The organism is Microbacterium sp. MRS-1 (assembly GCF_000585455.1).
Taxonomy (GTDB): Bacteria; Actinomycetota; Actinomycetes; order Actinomycetales; family Microbacteriaceae; genus Microbacterium; species Microbacterium laevaniformans.
Window position 1 is genome coordinate 1 of the sequence record NZ_JAUF01000001.1, and the last position, 19,425, is coordinate 19,425.

The window sequence follows — 19,425 nt, forward strand, 5'->3', positions numbered from 1 at the left end:
ACGAACTCCGCACCCGATAACGCGAATGGATGCGGAGTTCGTGCGAATCTGCGGAGTTCGTGACACCACGGATGCGGCGGCCGCGGATGCGGCGGGCCGCGCTCAGCGCTTGTAGTTGGGCGCCTCGACGACGATCTGCACGTCGTGGGGGTGGCTCTCCTTGAGCCCGGCCGCCGTGATGCGGACGAACTTGCCGCGAGCCTTGAGCTCCTCGATCGTGCGCGCACCGACGTAGAACATCGACTGGCGCAGGCCGCCGACGAGCTGGTAGGCCACCGCCGAGACCGGTCCGCGGTAGGCGACCTGCCCCTCGATGCCCTCGGGGATCAGCTTGTCGTCGCTCGGGATATCGGCCTGGAAGTAGCGGTCCTTCGAGTACGAGGTCTTCTTGCCGCGCGTCTGCATGGCCCCGAGCGAGCCCATGCCGCGGTAGAGCTTGAACTGCTTGCCGCCCTGGAAGACGATCTCACCCGGCGACTCGTCGGTGCCGGCCAGGAGCGATCCCAGCATGACGGTGTCGGCGCCGGCGACGAGAGCCTTCGCGATGTCGCCGGAGTACTGCAGGCCGCCGTCGGCGATGACGGGGATGCCGGCCTCGCGCGCGGCCTGGTAAGCCTCCCAGATCGCGGTCACCTGAGGAACTCCCACGCCCGCGACGATGCGCGTCGTGCAGATCGAGCCCGGGCCGACGCCGACCTTGACGGCATCCACCCCGGCGTCGATGAGCGCCTGCGCACCCTCGCGGGTGGCGACGTTGCCGCCGATGACGTCGATGTGCGCGAACGACTCGTCGGCCTTCAGGCGACGGACCATGTCGATGACACCCTGAGACTGCCCGTTGGCGGTATCGACGACGATGACGTCGACACCCGCGTCGCGCAGGGCCTCGGCGCGCTCCCACGCGTCGCCGAAGAAGCCGATCGCCGCACCGACGCGCAGACGCCCGTGGTCGTCCTTCGTGGCGAGGGGGTACTTCTCGCTCTTGTCGAAGTCCTTGATCGTGATGAGGCCCGCCAGCTTGCCGTCGTCGTCGATGAGCGGCAGCTTCTCGACGCGGTGCTGCGCGAACAGGGCGATGACCTCGTTGGCGCCGATGCCGACGCGCCCGGTCACGAGGCCCTCGCTCGTCATGACGTCACGCACCTTGGTCGTCTGGCGCTCGAAGCCCGAGACGAAGCGCATGTCGCGGTTGGTGATGATGCCGAGGAGGCGACCGTCCTCGTCCACGACGGGAAGGCCCGAGATGCGGTACTGGCCGCACAAGGTGTCGACCTCTTCGATCGTCGCGTCGGGGGTCGTCGTGATCGGGTCGGTGATCATGCCCGACTCGCTGCGCTTGACCTGGTCGACCATGGCGGCCTGCTCGGCGATGGCGAGGTTGCGGTGCAGGATGCCGAGTCCGCCCTCGCGGGCCATCGCGATGGCCATCCGCGCCTCGCTGACGGTGTCCATCGCCGCCGACAGCAGCGGGGTCGCGACCGTGATGCGGCGGGTGACACGCGACGACGTGTCGGCCTCGGAGGGGATGACGTCGGTGTGCCCGGGCAGCAGCAGCACGTCGTCATAGGTCAGTCCGACGAAACCGAACGGGTCGTTGTGCTCCACGTGCTCTCCTGTGTCTGGCATGTGCGTCGCGCGCGGCTCGCGTGTGTCTCGCGCGCGCGAAAGGCGGGTGTACCGATTGTAAGTCGCGGCGGCCTGCGCGCATTCCGCCGATACTCCCGGCTCATCCGGTTCCGCCGTGCACGTCACATCTCGATACGTGCACGTGAACGTTTCGCCTCTTGACGCGGGGCGGCATCTGAGGGAGCGTTTCTTCACGCGACGATGCGCACCCCGACGAAGCTCCGACGACGAAGCAACGACGTTCTTGTGCGAAACACGCGTGACACATCCGGGTCGTAGCCTCGACCCACCAACGAGCGACCGTCCGGATGGCCGCCGTCGATTTCAGAGTGGAGTGCCATGCTCGTGTCCTCAGCGAGACTCGAGGTCCATCAGCGACGACGCGTCGCCCTCCTCGTCTCCCTTGTGTTCGCCGCGATCACGCTGCTGGCGGTGCTCCTGCCGGCGCAACCCGCCGCGGCCGCCTCGCCCTCGTGCTCGGCCGACGCGTCGACCGCATGCGTGCAGGGCACGATCCGCCAGAGCGACGGTTCTCCGGCGGTCGGCGTGGGACTGACGATCTCGGGTCCCGGCGTCGGGACCAGCCCGACCACGACGACCGACAGCGCCGGGCGGTGGGTGTTCGCCGTCACGAAGGACGGCACCTACACGGTGAAGGTGGATGCCGCGACCCTCGCCCAGGGCCAGTACCTCGACGGCGCCGACTCCCGCGAGGTCAGCGTGACGCTGCACTCCGACGTCTCCGCGATCTTCAAGCTCTCCGACAGCCCCGACGGCGCCGCCGCCAGCGCGAGCGCGTTCGACTGGCCGAGGTTCTGGCAGCAGGCGGTGCAGGGCATCCGTCTCGGTCTGCTCCTGGCCCTCGCCTCGCTCGGGCTGTCGCTCATCTTCGGCACGACGGGCCTCAGCAACTTCGCCCACGGCGAGCTCGTCACCATCGGCGGGGTACTCGCCTGGTTCCTCACCTCGCTCACCGGCAACCTCTGGCTCGGTGGCGGCCTCGCCGTCGTCGTCATGGCGGCGCTGGGATGGGTGCAGGATGCCGGGCTGTGGAAGCCGCTGCGGCGGCGCCGGCTGAGCCTGACCCAGATGATGATCGTGTCGATCGGCCTGTCGATCGCCCTGCAGTACGTCGTGCAGCTGTGGATCGGCGCGGGAACGGTGCGCATCGACAAGTCGAACCCGGCCACGGTGACGATCTTCGGCGTCACCCTGACCATCCAGTCGTACGTCGCGATGGGGATCGCGATCGTCGCCATCGCGGCGGTCGGGCTCGGCCTGATGTACACGCGCTTCGGCCGCGCCACCCGCGCGGTCTCCGACAACCCGGCGCTGGCCTCGGCATCCGGCATCGACGTCGACAAGGTGATCCGTGGCGTGTGGATCCTCGCCTCGGGCCTCGCGGGTCTCGCCGGCGTGCTGCTCGGCCTCGTGCTCAACGGCATCGGCTGGGAGACCGGCGGCCAACTGCTGCTGCTGCTGTTCGCCGCCGTCACGCTCGGCGGGCTCGGCACCGCGTTCGGCGCGTTCGCCGGTGCAATGGTCATCGGCCTCATCGTCGAACTCACGAACATCTGGCTGCCGGGGGATCTGAAATACGCCACGGCGCTCGCACTGCTCATCGTCATCCTGCTGTTCCGGCCGCAGGGCATCTTCGGCCGCGCCGAGCGAGTCGGCTAAGGAGAGGGCCATGGACTTCTGGATCACGCTGCTGCAGCAGCTCACCGAGACCGCGATCGCACCGATCACCGCCGCGTACGTCATCGCGGCGATCGGCCTCAACATCCACTTCGGATACACGGGCCTCATGAACATGGGGCAGGCGGGCTTCATGCTCCTCGGCGCCTACGGGTTCGCGATCACCGTCATCAACGGCGGCGGCTTCTGGCTCGGCGTTCTCGTCGCGATCGTGGCCTGCGTCGTGTTCGCGTTCGTGCTCGGCATCCCGACCCTGCGACTGCGCGGCGACTACCTCGCAATCGTCACGATCTGTGCGGCCGAGATCGTGCGCATGGTCGGACGCCTGTCCGCCCTCGCCGGCGTGACCGGCGGATCGACGGGCCTCGTCGGACCCGAATACCGCGGGGCGTTCACGAGCCTGTCGATCCTGCCGCCGGGCACCACGCAGATCCTGTGGTTCTCGTACCCCAACACCGACCCGGGGTCGGGCAACGACTGGTGGACGCGCCTGGTCGCCTGGGCCCTCGTCGCCATCGCCCTGCTGTTCACCTGGCTGGCCATGCGCAGCCCGTGGGGTCGCGTGCTCAAGGGCATCCGCGAGGACGAGGACGCCGTGCGCAGCCTCGGCAAGAGCTCGTACTCCTACAAGATGCAGGCGCTCATCATCGGCGGTGTGCTCGGCGGCATCGCCGGCATCCTGGTGGTGCTGCCGGCCTCCGTGCAGCCCGACGGCTTCGGCCGCCCGCTCACGTTCAACCTGTGGACGATCATGCTGCTGGGCGGCGCCGCCACGATCTTCGGCCCGCTGCTGGGATCGATCATCTTCTTCGTCGTGCGCATCGCGATCGTGCAGATCGCCGGCGAGTACATCCCGGCGTCGATCCTCAACACGCAGCAGACGCAGTGGCTGTCGTGGGTGCTGATCGGCATCGCTCTCATGCTGCTGGTGATCTTCCGACCACAGGGCATCCTCGGCAATAAGAAGGAGTTGAGCTTCAATGCCTGACCAGACCGCCGACCGCGCCGTTACGGTCTCGCAGGAGCCCGGCGCGATCACACAGGCCATCCGCTCCACGCTGCTGAACGTCGCGGAGACGCCCGGCTCGGCCAAGCCCGATCCCATCCTCGTGGTCGACAACATCGTCCGACGCTTCGGCGGGATGACGGCCGTCGACGTCGATCACCTCGAGGTGCAGCGCGGCGCGATCACGGCGCTGATCGGCCCGAACGGCGCCGGCAAGACCACGTTCTTCAACCTCATCACCGGCTTCGACAAGCCGTCGTCGGCGAAGAAGCTCTTCGGGGGGCCTTCACCGGCCGAGGCTGCCAAGTGGTCGTTCGACGGGCGCACGCTCGGCAACACCGCGGCATCCAAGGTGGCCCGCGCCGGCATGGTGCGCACGTTCCAGCTGACGAAGGCGCTGTCGCGCATGACGGTGCTGGACAACATGCTGATCGGCGCGAAGGACAACCCCGGCGAGAACCTGGCGGTCGGCCTCATCAAGCCACTGTGGGGCGGCGCCGAGAAGGCGAACATCGCCAAAGCCGAGGAGCTGCTGCAGCGCTTCAAGCTCGACACCAAGCGCGACGACATGGCCGGAAGCCTCTCCGGCGGGCAGAAGAAGCTTCTCGAGATGGCTCGGGCCCTCATGAGCGATCCGAAGATGATCATGCTCGACGAGCCCATGGCCGGCGTCAACCCCGCGCTGACGCAGAGCCTGCTCGAGCACATCCAGGCGCTGCGCAACGACGGCACGACCGTGCTGTTCGTCGAGCACGACATGCACATGGTGCGCCACATCTCCGACTGGGTGGTCGTCATGGCCCAGGGCGAGGTGGTCGCCGAGGGCGATCCGGAGCGCGTCATGAAGAACCCGGCCGTGATCGACGCCTACCTGGGCGCGTACCACGACACCGATCTCGGCGACGATGCCGCCGTGAACACCGGCCTCATCACCCAGATCGAGGCCGAGGTCGAAGCCGAGGCCGAGCAGGAGGACGACCACAAATGAGCATGCCATCCGCCGCTGCGGCGCCCGAGGCGCCGACGGCGACGCCCGTCGTCAAAGCCGACAGCCTCGTCGCCGGGTACCTGCCGGGCGTCAACATCCTCAACGACTGCACGCTGGAGGCGTTTCCCGGTGAGCTCGTCGGGATCATCGGTCCCAACGGTGCCGGCAAGTCGACGCTGCTGAAGGCTCTCTTCGGGCTCGTGAACGTCCGCTCCGGCGCCGTCACGCTGGAAGGCGAGGACATCACCAACCAGAAGGCCAACCAGCTCGTGCAGGCCGGAATCGGCTTCGTCCCGCAGACGAACAACGTCTTTCCGTCCCTGACGATCGAGGAGAACATGCAGATGGGCATGTTCTTGCGACCCAAGGAGTTCCAGAGCCGCGTCGCCGAGATCTGGGAGCTCTTTCCCGTGCTGGGCGAGCGTCGCAAGCAGCGTGCCGGCTCGCTCTCCGGCGGCGAGCGCCAATCGGTTGCCATGGCGCGCGCCCTCATGATGAAGCCGAAGGTGCTGCTGTTGGACGAGCCCAGCGCCGGCCTGTCGCCCGTTCGGCAGGACGAGACGTTCATCCGCACGCGGGAGATCAACAAGACCGGCGTGACCATCATCATGGTGGAGCAGAACGCCCGCCGCTGCCTGCAGATCTGCGACCGCGCCTACGTCCTCGACCAGGGCCGCAACGCCTACGAGGGCGCGGGTCGCGAACTCGCGAAGGACCCGAAGGTCATCGAGCTGTACCTCGGCACGCTCGCCGCGGATGTCGAGGCGTCGCACTCGGACTGACCGCTCAAGGGAAAGAAGGGGCGGATGCCGCGGCATCCGCCCCTTCTTTCGTGCGGGTGTCAGTTCACGGAGCCCTGGATGGACTTCTGGAAGACGGGAGTGTTGTTGGTGTCGAACTTATAGATGCCGATGTAGGCGCTCGACGGGTCGTTCTGGGAGTTGAAGGGACCGATGCCCGCCTTACCCGTGTACGTGATGTCCTTGCCGCTCTTGATGAGCGCGAGGCACGAGGCGTAGTCGGAGCACTTCTCACCGTTGGTGGTGCCCGAGACCGCGGCGAGGTTCGCCTGGATCGTCGGACCGTCGGTGCCCTTGCCCTTCTCGGCAGCCAGCGCGGCGAGCACGATGGCGTCGTAGGACTCGGGAGCGTAGGAGAAGTCCTTCAGGTCGGCGTTCGCGCTCTTCTTGTAGAAGTCCACGAGGCGCTGCTTGAACTCGGGGTCGGGCTGGGCGCCGGGAATGGTGCCCTGGGCGCCGGTGAGCGTGCCCGCCTCGAAGTCCCTGCTGTAATCGGCCGTGTTGCCGTCGACGAGGTACGTCTTCGACAGATCCCAGCCCTGAGCCTTCAGCTCGGGGACGATCTGCTTGGTCTCGTCGAAGGCGAGGATCACGATCGCGTCGGGCTTGGCCGCCAGAGCCGCCGACACCTCGGACGAGAAGGTCTTCTGCCCGGGAGCGAACTCCTGGCCCTTGCCCTTGGCGCCGTAGACGACTTCGCCGCCCGCCTTGGTGACGGTGTCTTCGACGACATCGCGCAGGCCGGTGCCGTACGCGTCGTTGAAGACGATGAACGCGACCTTCTGGACGCCGTCACCGATGACGAGGTTGCCCAGCGCCGAGCCCTGCACCGTGTCCGGCGGGGCGGTGCGGAAGTAGTAGCTGGAGTAGCCGGACAGCTCGGTCGCGGTGTTCGCGGGCGAGATCTGCACCTTGCACTTCGAGACGATGGTGTCGACGAAGTTGAGGCTGACGCTCGAGGACTCGGCGCCGAGCACGACCTGCGCGTCCGACGACGCGATCTGCGCAGCCGAGGCGGTGGAGACCGACAGGTCCGACGAGGCGCCGGAGTCGGTGATGGGGCCGACCTTGATCGGCTGGCCGAGCACGCCGCCGGCGGCGTCGATGTCTTCGACGGCGAGGCCGTAGCCGGCCTCGGCGGGCGGGTTGAGGTAGGCCAGCGAACCGGTCTGCGGCAGGATCGTCGCGAGCGTGAACGGTCCGGTCGAAGGCGTGCCGGGCTTGCAGGCGGCGGCAGGGTCCGCCGACCCCGTCGAGGTTGCCGTGGGAGCCGTCGTGGCGGCGCCCCCGCCCGAGCTCGAACACCCTGCGAGGGCGAGCGACGCGGCGCCCGCGAGCGCAAACGCGGCGATGAGCGCCTTGTTGCGATGAACCATGGGTTCTTCCCTTTCTTCGATGACATCGCGCGGTGCACGGGCTCCGCGGTCTGGCTTGAACGCTAAACCTGCTGTGTCACCAGGATGTTTCGCGCACGCATCGAAGAAAAGCACCGCGACGCAATCGTTATGAACCTCGCCGTGCGCGCGGGAGCACCGCCGGGAGGGTCTCAGACCAGATCGGCGACGTCGGAGATGCTCCGGGACCGCCGCGACGACACCACGGAATCGACGCTCAGCACGACCAGCGCAACCCACACGAGCGCGAACCCGATCCAGCGTTCGAGCGGCATCGGCTCGTGCAGGATCCACGCCCCGGTGATGAACTGCAGGATCGGGGCGACGAACTGCAGCAGGCCGATCACGGTGAGCGGCGCCCGGCGCGCCCCCGCGGCGAACAGCAGCAGCGGAACAGCGGTGACGACGCCCGCGAGGGTGACCAGCACGGTGTGCCCGACGCCCTGGGTGCCGAAGACGAGGCCGGTGGTGGCGGCGACCACGACGAGTTGGATCAGGGCGATGGGGGCCAGCCACAGCGATTCGAGAGTGAGGCCGCTGATGGCATCGACCCGAGGACCGATCTGCTTCTTCACGAGTCCGTAGGTGCCGAAGCTCGCCGCCAGGGTCAGTGCGATCCAGGGGAAGGATCCGTAGGCCACGATGATGACGACCACGGCCAGGCCCGCGAAGCCGATCGCGATCCACTGTGCCAGCCGGAGGCGCTCCTTCAGCACGATCACACCCAGCAGCACGGTCACGATCGGGTTGATGAAGTAGCCGAGGCTGCCCTCGATGACGTGACCGGTCAGGATGCCGATGAGGAACACCTGCCAGTTCACGTAGATCAGCAGGCCCGCGACGATCGTCCAGAACACGAGCCGCCGATCGCGCAGGATCGCGAAGAGCTTGCCCCACGTGCGGGTGACGGTGAGCAGGACCGCGCAGAAGGCGAGGGAGAAGAGGATGCGCCAGCCGACGATCTCCCACGGCCCGATGGGCGCCAGCAGCAGGAAGTAGAGGGGCATGAAGCCCCAGAGGAAGTACGCCGCGAAGGCGTAGATCCCCCCGCGCCGTTCGTCGCGGGCGGACTCGGCGGGTGTCATGAGACAAAGCCTACGACGGTCGTGACATGCGCGGGGCGACGGATGCCGCGGCATTCTGCCGTTGGTCGTCGTTCCTCCGCCAATCCGCGTTAACGACGATGGCCCCCGGGATATCCCGGGGGCCATCGTCGAATGCGATCGTCAGCGGACGACGACCGCCAGAACGTCGCGGGCCGACAGGACGAGGAACTCGTCGCCGCCGAACTTCACCTCGGTGCCGCCGTACTTGCTGTAGATGACGCGGTCGCCGACGGCGACGTCGAGCGGCACACGGTTGCCGTTGTCGTCGATGCGGCCGGGGCCCACGGCGACGACCTCGCCCTCCTGGGGCTTCTCCTTGGCGGTGTCAGGGATGACGAGGCCACTGGACGTGACCTGCTCAGCCTCGACCTGCTTGATGACGATGCGGTCCTCGAGCGGCTTGATGGAAACCGACACGGTCTACCTCTTTCTTGCTGGGCGTGATGCTTCAAGACTCGTTAGCACCCACAGGGGTGGAGTGCTAACAGCAAGTCTAGAGCGCGGCTGGCACTCGTGCAACGCGAGTGCCAGCTCTACCTCGGGCGAGGGGATGCGACCGTGACGATTCTGCGGCAGACGTCGGCGTCGCGCTGGACGAAGGTGAGCGGGTGCTGACCCGCCCCGCATAGGCTGGCCGGATGGAACGCGCCGAGCTCACCGCCCTGCTCACCTCCGAGGGGCTGCGGCTGGTCGATGAGCTCGGCGCGATCGACTCCTCCGATGAGGTGGCGCGCACCGTGTCGCGGTTGCGGGCGCAGGGCCTGTCACCCGAACTCGTTTCCGCCGCCGTCGGACAGGCGCGGCTGCGGACGCGCGCGCGGGCGAAGTTCGGCGCGTTCGCCGACCGGATGCTGTTCACGCGCGCGGGCCTCGAACAGGCCACGCGCCTGTCGGTGGGCGCGCGCCACGCGGGCCGGTTCCGCGACGCCGGCGTGCACCGCGTCGCCGACCTCGGCTGCGGCATCGGCGGCGATGCGCTCGCCTTCGCCGGGATCGGCCTCGACGTGCTGGCCGTCGACGCCGACGAGACCACGGCCGCCCTGGCCGCGTACAACCTCGCCGCGTTCGGCGACACCGCGACGGTGCGCCATGCCCGTGCCGAGGACGTCGCACTCGACGGCGTCGAGGCGGTGTGGCTCGATCCGGCGCGTCGCACGGCCGGCCACACCGAGACCGCGCGGGTCGCCGCCGGCGACTGGTCGCCGTCGCTGGAATGGGTCTTCGCTCTGGCGGAGCGGATGCCCGCGGGCATCAAGCTCGGACCGGCGTTCGACCGGGCGCGGATCCCCGAGACTGCGGAGGCGCAGTGGATCAGCGTCGACGGGTCGACCATCGAGCTCGTCGTCTGGACCGGAAAGCTCGCCCGCGCCGGTGTCCGCCGCTCGGCGCTCGTCGTCCGCTCCGACCGTGCGGCCGAACTGACGGCGTCCTCCGACGCCGAGGATGCCGAGGTCCGACCCTTGGGCGCTTTCGTCCACGAGCCGGAGGGCGCCGTCATCCGCGCACGCCTGATCGGCGAGGTGGCCCGCCGTCTCGACGCCGGAATGCTCGCCCCCGGCATCGCCTACCTGACCTCCGATGCCGAGATCACGAGCCCCTTCGTGCAGTCCTTCCACGTCCTCGAGGAGCTGCCCACCGATCTGAAGGCGCTCCGGCAGGCGCTCCGGGAGCGGGAGATCGGCACACTGGAGATCAAGAAGCGCGGCGTCGATGTCGACCCCGCGACCTTCCGCACCCAACTGAAGCTGAAGGGTCCGCGCACCGCGACGCTCATCCTCACGCGTGCGGGGACCTCGCGCATCGCCCTGCTCGCCGAGCGCGTCACCGGCTGACGCGCATCACGTCGGCGCGGCGCGCCTGCTCAGCCGAACAGCGGCCCCTGGGTCGACGCCCACCACAGCCAGCCGGCGCTGTAGGCGAGCGACAGCAGGCTCAGGCACAGCGCCCAGACCGCGACGGCGCGGCTCTCCCACGGGCGGCGCAGTGCGACGACGGCGAAGACCGCTCCCACGATGCCGATGAGAAAGCCCCAGCCGACCACGAGCGACACGATCAGTCCGACGACGGCGAACGTGAGGGCCCACGGGGCGCTGCGGGGCAGCACCGGCGGCGGCGGAGCCCAGCGCACGTCGGGTTCGGGCGTCCACGACGCAGCGGCCGCGGCATCCACATTCACCGGCGCCGGCACGGGTACCGGCTCGGTGAACTCGCGCTGGAAGCCGCCGCGGTGCGCCCCGGGGAGCGCCGCACTGTCGGCGGGGGCGACGTCGGTCGACGGTGCGTCCAGCCGCGTGTCGACGCGCGGGACGGGCACGTCGGGCGCGGGGCCGGGGCGGTCGTCACTCATCCCACGGCCTCCCCGGCGACCTGGATCTGCGTCACCGGCAACGTCGAATCCGCGCCGAACGCGAGGCGCGAGGGCTGGCGTCCGCTCGCGATGAGCTCGGACGCGAGCGCGGCGATCATGGCCCCGTTGTCGGTGCACAGACTCAGCGGCGGGATGCGCACGGCGACCCCCGCCTCGGCCGCGCGCGCGAGCGCGACCTCGCGCAGGCGCCGGTTGGCGATGACGCCGCCGCCGAGCAGCAGCCGCGGCACGCCGTGCTCAGCGCAGGCGTCGAGTGCCTTCGTGACGAGCACGTCGACGACCGCTTCGCGGAAGGATGCCGCGACATCCGCCACGGCGACCTGCTGCCCCGACGCGTCGACCTGCTCGACCCAGCGCGCGACGGCTGTCTTCAGGCCGGAGAAAGAGAAATCGTAGCGGTGCGCCGCCATGTCGGACGCGCGGGACAGCCCGCGCGGGAAGCGAATGGCCGACGGGTCGCCGCCCGCCGCGGCGCGGTCGATCTCCGGTCCTCCGGGGTAGGGCAGCCCGAGGATGCGCGCGATCTTGTCGAAGGCCTCTCCGGCGGCGTCATCGAGGGTCTCGCCGAGAAGCTCCACGTCGCTCACGAGGTCACGCACGAGAAGCAGCGAAGTGTGTCCGCCGCTGACCAGCAGCGCGACCGTCGGGTAGTCGACGTCCTCGCCGGTGAGCAGGTCGGCGGCGATGTGTCCGACGAGATGGTTGACGGCGTACAGCGGCTTGTCGAGACCGACCGCAAGGGCCTTGGCGGCGCCGATGCCGACCATGAGCGCACCGGCGAGCCCCGGCCCGCTCGTGACGGCGACGGCATCCACGTCGGTGAGGGCGATGCCGGCCTCGGCCACGGCGGCGGCGATCGCCGGCTGCAGCGCCTCCAGGTGCGCGCGGGCGGCGACCTCGGGCACGACGCCGCCGAAGCGGGCGTGCTCGTCCATCGAGCTCGAGATGGTGTTGCTGAGGAGGGTGCGGCCTCGGACGATGCCGATGCCGGTCTCGTCGCAGCTGGTCTCGATGCCGAGCACGAGCGGTTCGCTGGCGGTCATGAGCACACTCCCCCGGTCTGCGTCTGCGCGCCGTGGCCCGCGACCCAGGCGACGAGATCGAGCTTCATGACGACGGCATCCACGTCATCGGGCTGGTAGTAGCGGGGGCGACGCGCGATCTCGAGGAATCCCTCCGAGACGTACAGCGCGGACGCGGTCGGATTGTCGGCACGCACCTCGAGGAACACCTCGCGCGCCCCGCGCTGCCGCGCCGCCTCCAGCAGCGCCCGCAGCAGCGTCCGCCCCCGGCCCCGACCCCGGGCGGAGGCGGAGACCGTGATCGTCTGGATGTCGGCGTCTGCGGCGCGGGCGACGGCACGGACCCCGCCGTAGCCGAGCAGGCGACCCGCCTCGACGTCAACGAGGTAGTGCGCGTGCGGGGAGAGGAGCTCCTCGCGCATCATGGGCTCGCTCCACGCGTCGGTCGGAAACGACGCGCGTTCGAGGTCCATGATCTCCGCGAGGTCGTCGACGGTGGCGGCGCGCAGCGTCATGCGCGCCCCTCGACGCCCGGGCGGATGACGCTCTTCGGCAGCGTCACGTCGGGAGCACGCAGGTACAACGGCTCCGGACCGGCGAGTTCGCGTCCCGCGGCGACGGCGCGGGCCGCGACGACGGCGAGCATGGCCGCGCTGATCGTCGTCACCTCGACGCGGTCCGCCTCGTGTGCGGACAGCACCGCGTCGATCTCGGCGCGTAGGGCCAGGGCCGGTCCCGTCGCGCGGATCGGAAGACCGTCGGCATCCAAGCCCTCGTACACCGAATACGCGACCTCACGCCGGCGGGCGTCGGTGACGACGGCGAACCGGCGCGCCTCGGCGTAGGGATCGGCGATCGCATCGTCCAGGAGGATCGCGAGCGCCGCCGCGTCGTGACTGGGCACGGCGACGACGGGAAGGTTCCGGGCGAGAGCGAAGGCGCGCGCGGCCGCGATACCCACCCGCAGCCCCGTGAAGGGGCCCGGGCCCATCCCGGCCGCGACGTGTGTGAGGCTGACCGGCTCTGCCACCCCGGTCTGTCCGACCGGGCCCCGGGCCGCGTCGGCGAGCGCGTCGCGCAGGAGGTCGCCGATCACTTCGGCGTGACCGAGCGGGTTGTCGCTGGTGCGGTCGGCGCGAACCGCGCCGTCGGGATCGACGATGCCGACGGCGGTGCCGAGCGAGGTGTCGATGCCGAGGATCACGTTTCCAGGGTAATCGCGCTCAGCGCCCGCCGGAGCGCTCACCCGTGCCGGGTGATGCGCACGCGCCGCGGTGCGGCGTCCTCCATCGCGGCCATGTGGGGGCCGGCGGTGCCGCAGGCGTTGTCGACGCCGGTGCCGCTCCAGCCCCGGTCGATCTCGACCTCCCACCAGCGGTCGGCGACGGCATCCGCGAACGGCGCCGCCCACTCGGCGACGACGACCGCATGGGCGAAATCGATGTCGAGATCGTCGAGCTCTCCGTCGGTGCCGAGCCGGTAGGCGTCGACGTGCACGAGGGCGGGACCATCGGCGAGCGAGGGGTGGGTGCGGGCGATGACGAAGGTCGGGCTCTGCACGCGGCCGCGCACCCCCAGCTCGGCGGCGATACCGCGCGTCAACGTCGTCTTACCCGCGCCGAGGGGCCCCGTCAGCACGACCAGATCACCGGCGCCCAGCGCGCGGCCGAAAGCCCGCCCCAGTTCTTCCATCTCTGCGGGCGAGGCGATCTCGCGCTGCCCGACGAACTCATCCAATCCGCTCATGCGATCACCGTTTCGTCTTCTCTCCGCCCGCTGCAACGCCGCGGACAGGTCGCGGATTCCCGCGGGACGCGGGCGCAGCGCGCATCGGTGAGCTCACGCCGCGCCCTCGCGCCGCGGCACGCGCGCACCGATGCGGGTGACGATCTCGTAGTTGATGGTGCCCGCGGCATCCGCCCACACCTCCACCGGCGGCGCCCCCAGCGTCGGGTCGCCGAACAGCACCGCCTCATCGCCCACCGCCACCGGGTGATCGCCGACGTCGACGACGAACTGGTCCATCGCGATGCGGCCGGCGACGGGGAAGACCTCCCCGTCGATGCGGACGGCGCCGCCGCCCGACGCCGCGCGCGGCACACCGTCGGCATACCCTGCCGGAATCAGCGCGAGCGTGGTCGCCCGCGTCGTGCGGTAGCCGTAGCCGTAGGAGACGCCCTGGCCGGCGGGCACGCGCCGGACAGCGGCGACGGCGGCGCGAAGCGTCATCGCGGGTCGCAGGCCCAGATCGGCGGACGTGCGGTCGGCGAACGGCGACAGCCCGTAGATCGCAATGCCGAGCCGGACGCACCCGAAGCGCGATTCGGGCAGGGCGATGGCCGCGTGCGAAGCGGCGATGTGCCGCAGCTGCGGGGCGAGGCCATGGGATGCCGCGAGGGCGAGCCCGTCGCTGAAACGCTCGATCGCCGCGCGGTCATCGGCGGCGGACGTGTTCGACAGATGGCTGAAGATGCCCACGACCCGCAGGCGCCCGATGCGCTCCAGACGGGCGGCCTCGGCGAAGGCGACCGCGTAGTCGGCGGGGGCGAGCCCGTTGCGGCCGAGGCCCGTCTCGATCTTCAGGTGCACGCCCACGGGGCGATCCCCCGTCGCCGCCGCGGCGGCGGCCTGCAGCTGGTCGAGGCTGGAGACGCCGAGCTCGATGCCGCGGGAGGCGGCTTCGGCGAAGCGGGCACCGGGTGCGTGCAGCCAGGCGACGAGGGGGGCATCGATGCCGGCACGGCGCAGGGCCAGCGCCTCGTCGATGTCGGAGACGCCGATGCGGCGCGCACCGCCCTCCAGTGCCGCGCGGGCCGCCCGCACGGCGCCGTGCCCGTAGCCGTCGGCCTTGACGACGGCGATGACCTCGGATGCCGTCAGCTGTCGCAGGTGCCGCACGTTCGCCGTGATCGCCGCGGTGTCGATGACGGCTTCGCGCAGCACGCCCTCGGGAAGTCTGCTCATGCGCTCTCCTGCGATTCGGCAATGACGTACGCGGTCGCCAAACCCGCGTCGTGACTGAGGGACAGATGCAGGGCGCCGATGCCGCGCGCGGCGACCGTGGCCGCCGTCTCGCCGCTCAGCGCGAAGACGGGTCGGCCCGACGGCTCGCTCGCCACCTCGATGTCTGTCCAGTGCACACCGTCCGAGCCGCCGAGCGCCTTGATCAGCGCCTCCTTGGCGGCGTAGCGGGCGGCCAAGGAGTGCGGCCTCAGGCCGCGCTCCCCCGGCGCGAAGAGACGCTCGATCAGCCGGGGCGTGCGCTGCAGCGAACGCTCGAAGCGCGGGATGTCGACGAGATCGACGCCGATTCCGATGATCACGGCATCCTCCCCTGTTCTGCTCGGCGACGGCGTGGTCGACGCCGCGTCGCCCGCGCCCCCGTCAGCCTACCGGCGCCCCACCCTGATCACCGTGGCCCGCCTGCCCACGATCCCCCGCGCGAGAAACCACCCCCGTTCCGAGAAACCCGGCACGGAGCGGTTTCTCGGCATGCAAGATGCGTCTCGCGGCGCGATGCGGCCCGCCGGCGGCGGCGCGGGGCTACTCGACGGTGACGGACTTCGCGAGGTTGCGCGGCTGGTCGACGTCCAGGCCCTTCGCGGTCGCGAGGCCCATGGCGAAGATGTGCAAGGGCACGACCGCGAGCAGCGGCTCGAACAGCGGGCCGGCCAGCGGGATGCGCAGCACCTCGTCGGCGAACGGCAGCACGGCGGCATCGCCCTCTTCGGCGACGGCGATGACGCGCGCGCCGCGGGCGCGGATCTCCTGGATGTTGGAGACGACCTTCTTGTGCAGCTCGGCCGACTCGCGGGGAGAAGGCACGATGACGAACACCGGCTGACCGGGTTCGATCAGCGCGATAGGGCCGTGCTTGAGCTCACCGGCGGCGAAACCCTCCGCATGGATGTAGCTGATCTCCTTGAGCTTGAGCGCACCCTCCAGGGCGATCGGGTAGCCGACGTGACGGCCCAGGAACAGCACCGACTGGGTGTCGGCCATCCAGTGCGAGAACTGCTCGATGTGCGTCTGCTCCTCCTCGAGCACGCGCTGGATCTTGGCGGGGACCGCCTCGAGCTCGCGCACGTGCGTCGCCTGCTCGGCCACGGAGATCGTGCCGCGCAGGCGCGCGACGTGGAGGGCCAGCAGATACAGCGCGGTGATCTGGGCGACGAAGGCCTTCGTGGAGGCCACGGCCACCTCGGGCCCTGCGTGCGTGTAGATCACGGCATCCGACTCGCGGGGAATGGTCGCGCCCTGCGTGTTGCAGATCGACAGCGTCTTGGCGCCCTGCTCGCGGGCGTACTTGACGGCCATCAGCGTGTCCATGGTCTCGCCCGACTGGCTGATCGAGACAACCAGCGTGTCCTCGCCGATGACCGGGTCGCGGTAGCGGAACTCGTGCGCGAGCTCCACGTCGACGGGGATGCGGGTCCACTGCTCGAGCGCGTACTTGCCGGTCTGACCGGCGTAGGCGGCGGTGCCGCAGGCGATCACGACGATGCGACGGATGCCGGTGAACAGCTCATCCATGCCGTCGAGCTCGGGAATGGTCACCGTGCCGTCGTGCAGGCGCCCGCGAACCGTGTTCGCGACGGCCTCGGGCTCCTCGGAGACCTCCTTGGCCATGAACGAAGACCAGCCGCCCTTCTCAGCCGCCGAGGCGTCCCAGACGACCTCGAACGGCTCGACCTCGACGGGGGCACCGGAGAAGTCGGTGACCTCGACGCCGGCGGGCGTGATCGCGACGATCTCGTCCTGTCCGATCGCGAGCGCGTTGCGCGTGTGCTCGACGAAGGCGGCGACGTCGGATCCGAGGAAGTTCTCGCCCTCGCCGAGACCGATCACGAGGGGCGAGTTGCGGCGGGCGCCGACGACCAGTCCGGGCTGGTCGCGGTGCATCGCGAGGAGCGTGAAAGCGCCGTCCAGGCGCGAGACGACGGTGCGGAACGCGGCGACGAGGTCGCCGGAGGCCTGATACTCGCGGCCGAGGAGCACCGCGGCGACTTCGGTGTCGGTCTCGGAGCGGAACGTGTAGTCCTCGCTGAGCAGCTCGGCCTTCAGCTCGGAGAAGTTCTCGATGATGCCGTTGTGGATGACGGCGAGCTTGTCGTCGTCGGCGAGGTGCGGGTGCGCGTTCGCGTCGGTCGGACCGCCGTGCGTGGCCCAGCGCGTGTGACCGATGCCGGTGGTGCCGTCGGGCATCGGGTGGGCGCTGAGGTCGTCGCGCAGCACCTGCAGCTTGCCGGCGCGCTTGCGCATGTCCAGCTCCCCCGCACCGTCGATGACGGCGATGCCGGCGGAGTCGTAGCCGCGGTATTCCAGGCGGGCGAGCCCGGCGAGAAGGATGGCCTGGCTGTCGCGAGGGCCCACGTATCCGACGATTCCACACATGGGCTCCATGCTAGGTGCGCCCATTTGCGCGGAGCCCTCACAAACGCCGTGAAATCGGCGGACGTCCCCGTCAGAGTTTGCGCAGGCGCACCGACTCCACCGCGTGCGCAGCCGCCTTCTTCAGCACGAGATGGGCGCGGTGCCGCGTGGGGGCGACGTTCTCACGGAGATTGGGTAGGTTGATCTCGTTCCAGTACCCGAGGGCCGTCGTGACCGCCTCCTCGTCGGAGAGTTCGGCGAAGACCTTGAAGAACGAGTTCGGGTTGCTGAACGCGCCACGACGCAGGGCCAGGAACCGGTCGACGTACCACTGGGCGATGTCGGCTTCGTCGGCATCCACATAGATCGAGAAGTCGAAGAGGTCGCTGACGGCGACGTCGTTGGGCGTCGGCGGCGGCGAGAGCACGTTGAGCCCCTCCACGATGACGACGTCGGGGCGGCGGACGGTGACGTGCGCATCGGGGACGATGTCGTAGCGCACGTGGGAGTAGAACGGGGCACGTACCTCCGCGGCGCCGGATTTGACCTCGGTGAGGAAGCTGACCAGGGCGCGACGGTCGTACGACTCCGGAAAGCCCTTGCGGTCCATCAGGCCGCGGCGCTCGAGCTCGGCGTTCGTGTAGAGGAAGCCGTCGGTGGTGACGAGCTCCACACGCGGCGTTCCCGGCCACCGGCTCATCAGTTCCCGCAGCAACCGCGCAATGGTGGACTTCCCGACCGCGACCGAACCGGCGACGGCGACCACGAACGGTGTCGTCGAGTCGGGTTCGCCGAGAAAGGCGGCCGTCTCGGCGCCGAGCCGCTTGGTGTTCTCGGCGTAGGTGCTCAGCAGCCGGCTCAGCGGCAGATACACCTCGCGCACCTCGGCGAGGTCGAGCAGGTCGCCGATGCCGCGCAGCTGCACGACCTCGGTCTCGGTGAGCGGGGCGGGAATGCCGGCAGCCAAGCGTGCCCAGTCTGCGCGCCCGATCTCGCGGTACAGCGAGTCGATAGCCGTCTCGTCTTCGGTGGACATCGGGCCCACTCTATCTGTGGATACTCTGAACCCATGCGTCTCGGAGTCCTCGATATCGGCTCGAACACCGTCCACCTGCTCGTCGCCGATGTCCATCCCGGCGGACGTCCCCAGGCCACGACGAGCCAGCGCACGGTGCTGCGTCTCATGCGCTATCTCGAACCCGACGGCGCGATCAGCGAGGCGGGCGTTCAGGCGCTCGTGGATGCCGTCGCCCAGGCCCGTGCCGTCGCCCAGGCGGAGAACGTCGTGGAGCTGCTGGCGACCGCGACCAGCGCGGTGCGCGAGGCCGCGAACGGCGCCGAGGTGATCGCGCGCATCGAGGCCGCGCTCGGCCAGGAGCTGCAGGTGCTCGGCGGCGAGTCGGAGGCGCGGTTCACGTTCCTCGCGGTGCGCCGCTGGTTCGGGTGGTCGGCGGGGCAGATCCTGCTGTTCGACATCGGCGGGGGATCGCTGGAGATCGCCGCCGGCGCGGACGAGCTCCCCGACGTCGCCGCGTCGGTGCCGCTCGGCGCGGGACGGACCACCGTGGAGTTCCTCCCCCACGACCCGCCCGGCGAGGAGGCCGTGGAGGTGCTGCGCGAGCACGCGCGCGGCGTGCTCGCGCCCGTGGCCGCAGGCATGGCCGGTCAGCCCCAGCCGAACCACGTCGTGGGCTCGTCGAAGGCGATCCGGTCGCTGGCGAAGCTCGCGGGCTACCCCGCGCCCGGGTGGAGCGGGAGCGAGCGCATGCTGCTGCCGCGCGGCGCGCTGGGCTCGTGGATTCCGCGCCTCGCGCGCATCCCGGCATCCGCCCGCCAGGAGCTGCCGGGCATCACGGCCGACCGCACCTTCCAGATCGTCGCCGCCGCCGTCGTGCTGCACACGGCGATGACGGCACTCGAGGTCGACGAGCTCGAGGTGAGCCCCTGGGCGCTGCGCGAAGGCGTGCTGTTGCGATACATCGAGTCGCTGAGCTGGCAGGAACCGGCCTGAGCGAGGTCGTCACCCGCGCGGGCGGGGGCAGCC

Annotated in this window: 19 protein-coding genes; 6 read left to right on the forward strand and 13 right to left on the reverse strand. The window is 70.0% G+C overall.

Annotated elements, in window-relative coordinates:
• Positions 1-102: 102 nt before the first annotated feature.
• A complete protein-coding gene (guaB, locus tag AS96_RS00005) occupies positions 103-1,605 on the reverse strand; it encodes an IMP dehydrogenase (RefSeq protein WP_036284229.1) in 1,503 nt (500 codons plus the stop codon).
• Between the two features lie 360 nt (positions 1,606-1,965).
• On the opposite strand from guaB, the gene AS96_RS00010 reads away from it, so the two are divergent.
• From AS96_RS00010 to AS96_RS00025, 4 genes are read left to right on the forward strand one after another with little or no spacing between them, the layout of a single operon-like run.
• On the forward strand, positions 1,966-3,306 hold the full coding sequence (locus AS96_RS00010; RefSeq protein ID WP_036284232.1) for a branched-chain amino acid ABC transporter permease: 1,341 nt from the start codon (positions 1,966-1,968) through the stop codon (positions 3,304-3,306).
• A gap of 10 nt (positions 3,307-3,316) precedes the next feature.
• Positions 3,317-4,312, forward strand: a complete 996-nt coding sequence (locus AS96_RS00015) for a branched-chain amino acid ABC transporter permease (RefSeq protein WP_036284236.1) — start codon at positions 3,317-3,319, stop codon at positions 4,310-4,312.
• Positions 4,305-5,318, forward strand: coding sequence for an ABC transporter ATP-binding protein (locus AS96_RS00020; protein ID WP_036284239.1), 1,014 nt, complete (start codon positions 4,305-4,307; stop codon positions 5,316-5,318). Before AS96_RS00015 ends, AS96_RS00020 begins: the two co-directional genes overlap by 8 nt.
• Positions 5,315-6,100: an ABC transporter ATP-binding protein gene (locus AS96_RS00025; protein WP_005050387.1), complete on the forward strand. Its 786-nt coding sequence runs from the start codon at positions 5,315-5,317 to the stop codon at positions 6,098-6,100. The genes AS96_RS00020 and AS96_RS00025 overlap by 4 nt, the downstream gene beginning before the upstream one ends.
• A 59-nt stretch (positions 6,101-6,159) precedes the next feature.
• Here the strand turns inward: AS96_RS00025 and AS96_RS00030 are convergent, their stop codons facing one another.
• The 3 genes from AS96_RS00030 to groES all read right to left on the reverse strand — a co-directional run bounded on the left by AS96_RS00030 (position 6,160) and on the right by groES (position 9,035).
• Positions 6,160-7,494: an ABC transporter substrate-binding protein gene (locus AS96_RS00030; protein ID WP_036284241.1), complete on the reverse strand. Its 1,335-nt coding sequence runs from the start codon at positions 7,492-7,494 to the stop codon at positions 6,160-6,162.
• Positions 7,495-7,664: 170 nt separating this feature from the next.
• The gene (gene rarD / locus AS96_RS00035; RefSeq protein ID WP_036284242.1) at positions 7,665-8,597 is read right to left on the reverse strand and encodes an EamA family transporter RarD; all 933 of its coding nucleotides are present in this window, start codon (positions 8,595-8,597) and stop codon (positions 7,665-7,667) included.
• Between the two features lie 141 nt (positions 8,598-8,738).
• A complete protein-coding gene (groES, locus tag AS96_RS00040) occupies positions 8,739-9,035 on the reverse strand; it encodes a co-chaperone GroES (protein ID WP_005050391.1) in 297 nt (98 codons plus the stop codon).
• Between the two features lie 221 nt (positions 9,036-9,256).
• Here groES and AS96_RS00045 point away from each other — a divergent pair, with 221 nt between their 5' ends.
• The gene (locus AS96_RS00045; protein WP_036284244.1) at positions 9,257-10,450 is read left to right on the forward strand and encodes a class I SAM-dependent methyltransferase; all 1,194 of its coding nucleotides are present in this window, start codon (positions 9,257-9,259) and stop codon (positions 10,448-10,450) included.
• Positions 10,451-10,479: 29 nt separating this feature from the next.
• On the opposite strand, the gene AS96_RS00050 is transcribed toward AS96_RS00045, so the two are convergent.
• The 9 genes from AS96_RS00050 to coaA form a co-directional block, all read right to left on the reverse strand.
• Positions 10,480-10,965, reverse strand: a complete 486-nt coding sequence (locus AS96_RS00050; protein ID WP_036284251.1) for a hypothetical protein — start codon at positions 10,963-10,965, stop codon at positions 10,480-10,482.
• Positions 10,962-12,029 carry a tRNA (adenosine(37)-N6)-threonylcarbamoyltransferase complex transferase subunit TsaD gene (gene tsaD, locus AS96_RS00055; protein WP_036284303.1) on the reverse strand — a complete coding sequence of 356 codons (1,068 nt, stop codon included), beginning with the start codon at positions 12,027-12,029 and terminating at the stop codon, positions 10,962-10,964. Before tsaD ends, AS96_RS00050 begins: the two co-directional genes overlap by 4 nt.
• Positions 12,026-12,523, reverse strand: coding sequence for a ribosomal protein S18-alanine N-acetyltransferase (gene rimI, locus AS96_RS00060; protein WP_036284253.1), 498 nt, complete (start codon positions 12,521-12,523; stop codon positions 12,026-12,028). The genes tsaD and rimI overlap by 4 nt, the downstream gene beginning before the upstream one ends.
• Positions 12,520-13,212: a tRNA (adenosine(37)-N6)-threonylcarbamoyltransferase complex dimerization subunit type 1 TsaB gene (tsaB, locus tag AS96_RS00065; protein WP_036284255.1), complete on the reverse strand. Its 693-nt coding sequence runs from the start codon at positions 13,210-13,212 to the stop codon at positions 12,520-12,522. The genes rimI and tsaB overlap by 4 nt, the downstream gene beginning before the upstream one ends.
• A 38-nt stretch (positions 13,213-13,250) precedes the next feature.
• The gene (tsaE, locus tag AS96_RS15395) at positions 13,251-13,754 is read right to left on the reverse strand and encodes a tRNA (adenosine(37)-N6)-threonylcarbamoyltransferase complex ATPase subunit type 1 TsaE (RefSeq protein ID WP_005050398.1); all 504 of its coding nucleotides are present in this window, start codon (positions 13,752-13,754) and stop codon (positions 13,251-13,253) included.
• Between the two features lie 93 nt (positions 13,755-13,847).
• Positions 13,848-14,972, reverse strand: a complete 1,125-nt coding sequence (gene alr / locus AS96_RS00075) for an alanine racemase (protein WP_036284257.1) — start codon at positions 14,970-14,972, stop codon at positions 13,848-13,850.
• Positions 14,969-15,331, reverse strand: a complete 363-nt coding sequence (locus tag AS96_RS00080; RefSeq protein WP_005050400.1) for a holo-ACP synthase — start codon at positions 15,329-15,331, stop codon at positions 14,969-14,971. Before AS96_RS00080 ends, alr begins: the two co-directional genes overlap by 4 nt.
• A gap of 220 nt (positions 15,332-15,551) precedes the next feature.
• Complete coding sequence (gene glmS / locus AS96_RS00085) at positions 15,552-17,402, reverse strand: glutamine--fructose-6-phosphate transaminase (isomerizing) (protein ID WP_036284259.1); 1,851 nt, start codon at positions 17,400-17,402, stop codon at positions 15,552-15,554.
• A 70-nt stretch (positions 17,403-17,472) separates the two neighbouring features.
• Positions 17,473-18,417: a type I pantothenate kinase gene (coaA, locus tag AS96_RS00090; protein WP_016463537.1), complete on the reverse strand. Its 945-nt coding sequence runs from the start codon at positions 18,415-18,417 to the stop codon at positions 17,473-17,475.
• A 33-nt stretch (positions 18,418-18,450) separates the two neighbouring features.
• Between coaA and AS96_RS00095 the strand changes: the two genes are divergently transcribed.
• The gene (locus AS96_RS00095) at positions 18,451-19,392 is read left to right on the forward strand and encodes a Ppx/GppA phosphatase family protein (RefSeq protein ID WP_016463538.1); all 942 of its coding nucleotides are present in this window, start codon (positions 18,451-18,453) and stop codon (positions 19,390-19,392) included.
• Positions 19,393-19,425: the final 33 nt, after the last annotated feature.

Excerpts from the sequence above, each read along its gene's own strand:
- AS96_RS00050 (WP_036284251.1), bottom strand. The coding sequence starts at position 10,965 with ATGAGTGACGACCGCCCCGGCCCCGCGCCCGACGTGCCCGTCCCGCGC.
- coaA (WP_016463537.1), bottom strand. The coding sequence starts at position 18,417 with ATGTCCACCGAAGACGAGACGGCTATCGACTCGCTGTACCGCGAGATC.
- alr (WP_036284257.1), bottom strand. The coding sequence starts at position 14,972 with ATGAGCAGACTTCCCGAGGGCGTGCTGCGCGAAGCCGTCATCGACACC.
- AS96_RS00015 (WP_036284236.1), top strand. The coding sequence starts at position 3,317 with ATGGACTTCTGGATCACGCTGCTGCAGCAGCTCACCGAGACCGCGATC.
- tsaE (WP_005050398.1), bottom strand. The coding sequence starts at position 13,754 with ATGAGCGGATTGGATGAGTTCGTCGGGCAGCGCGAGATCGCCTCGCCC.
- AS96_RS00030 (WP_036284241.1), bottom strand. The coding sequence starts at position 7,494 with ATGGTTCATCGCAACAAGGCGCTCATCGCCGCGTTTGCGCTCGCGGGC.
- AS96_RS00025 (WP_005050387.1), top strand. The coding sequence starts at position 5,315 with ATGAGCATGCCATCCGCCGCTGCGGCGCCCGAGGCGCCGACGGCGACG.
- rimI (WP_036284253.1), bottom strand. The coding sequence starts at position 12,523 with ATGACGCTGCGCGCCGCCACCGTCGACGACCTCGCGGAGATCATGGAC.
- AS96_RS00020 (WP_036284239.1), top strand. The coding sequence starts at position 4,305 with ATGCCTGACCAGACCGCCGACCGCGCCGTTACGGTCTCGCAGGAGCCC.
- glmS (WP_036284259.1), bottom strand. The coding sequence starts at position 17,402 with ATGTGTGGAATCGTCGGATACGTGGGCCCTCGCGACAGCCAGGCCATC.
- AS96_RS00095 (WP_016463538.1), top strand. The coding sequence starts at position 18,451 with ATGCGTCTCGGAGTCCTCGATATCGGCTCGAACACCGTCCACCTGCTC.
- rarD (WP_036284242.1), bottom strand. The coding sequence starts at position 8,597 with ATGACACCCGCCGAGTCCGCCCGCGACGAACGGCGCGGGGGGATCTAC.
- AS96_RS00010 (WP_036284232.1), top strand. The coding sequence starts at position 1,966 with ATGCTCGTGTCCTCAGCGAGACTCGAGGTCCATCAGCGACGACGCGTC.
- AS96_RS00045 (WP_036284244.1), top strand. The coding sequence starts at position 9,257 with ATGGAACGCGCCGAGCTCACCGCCCTGCTCACCTCCGAGGGGCTGCGG.
- tsaD (WP_036284303.1), bottom strand. The coding sequence starts at position 12,029 with ATGACCGCCAGCGAACCGCTCGTGCTCGGCATCGAGACCAGCTGCGAC.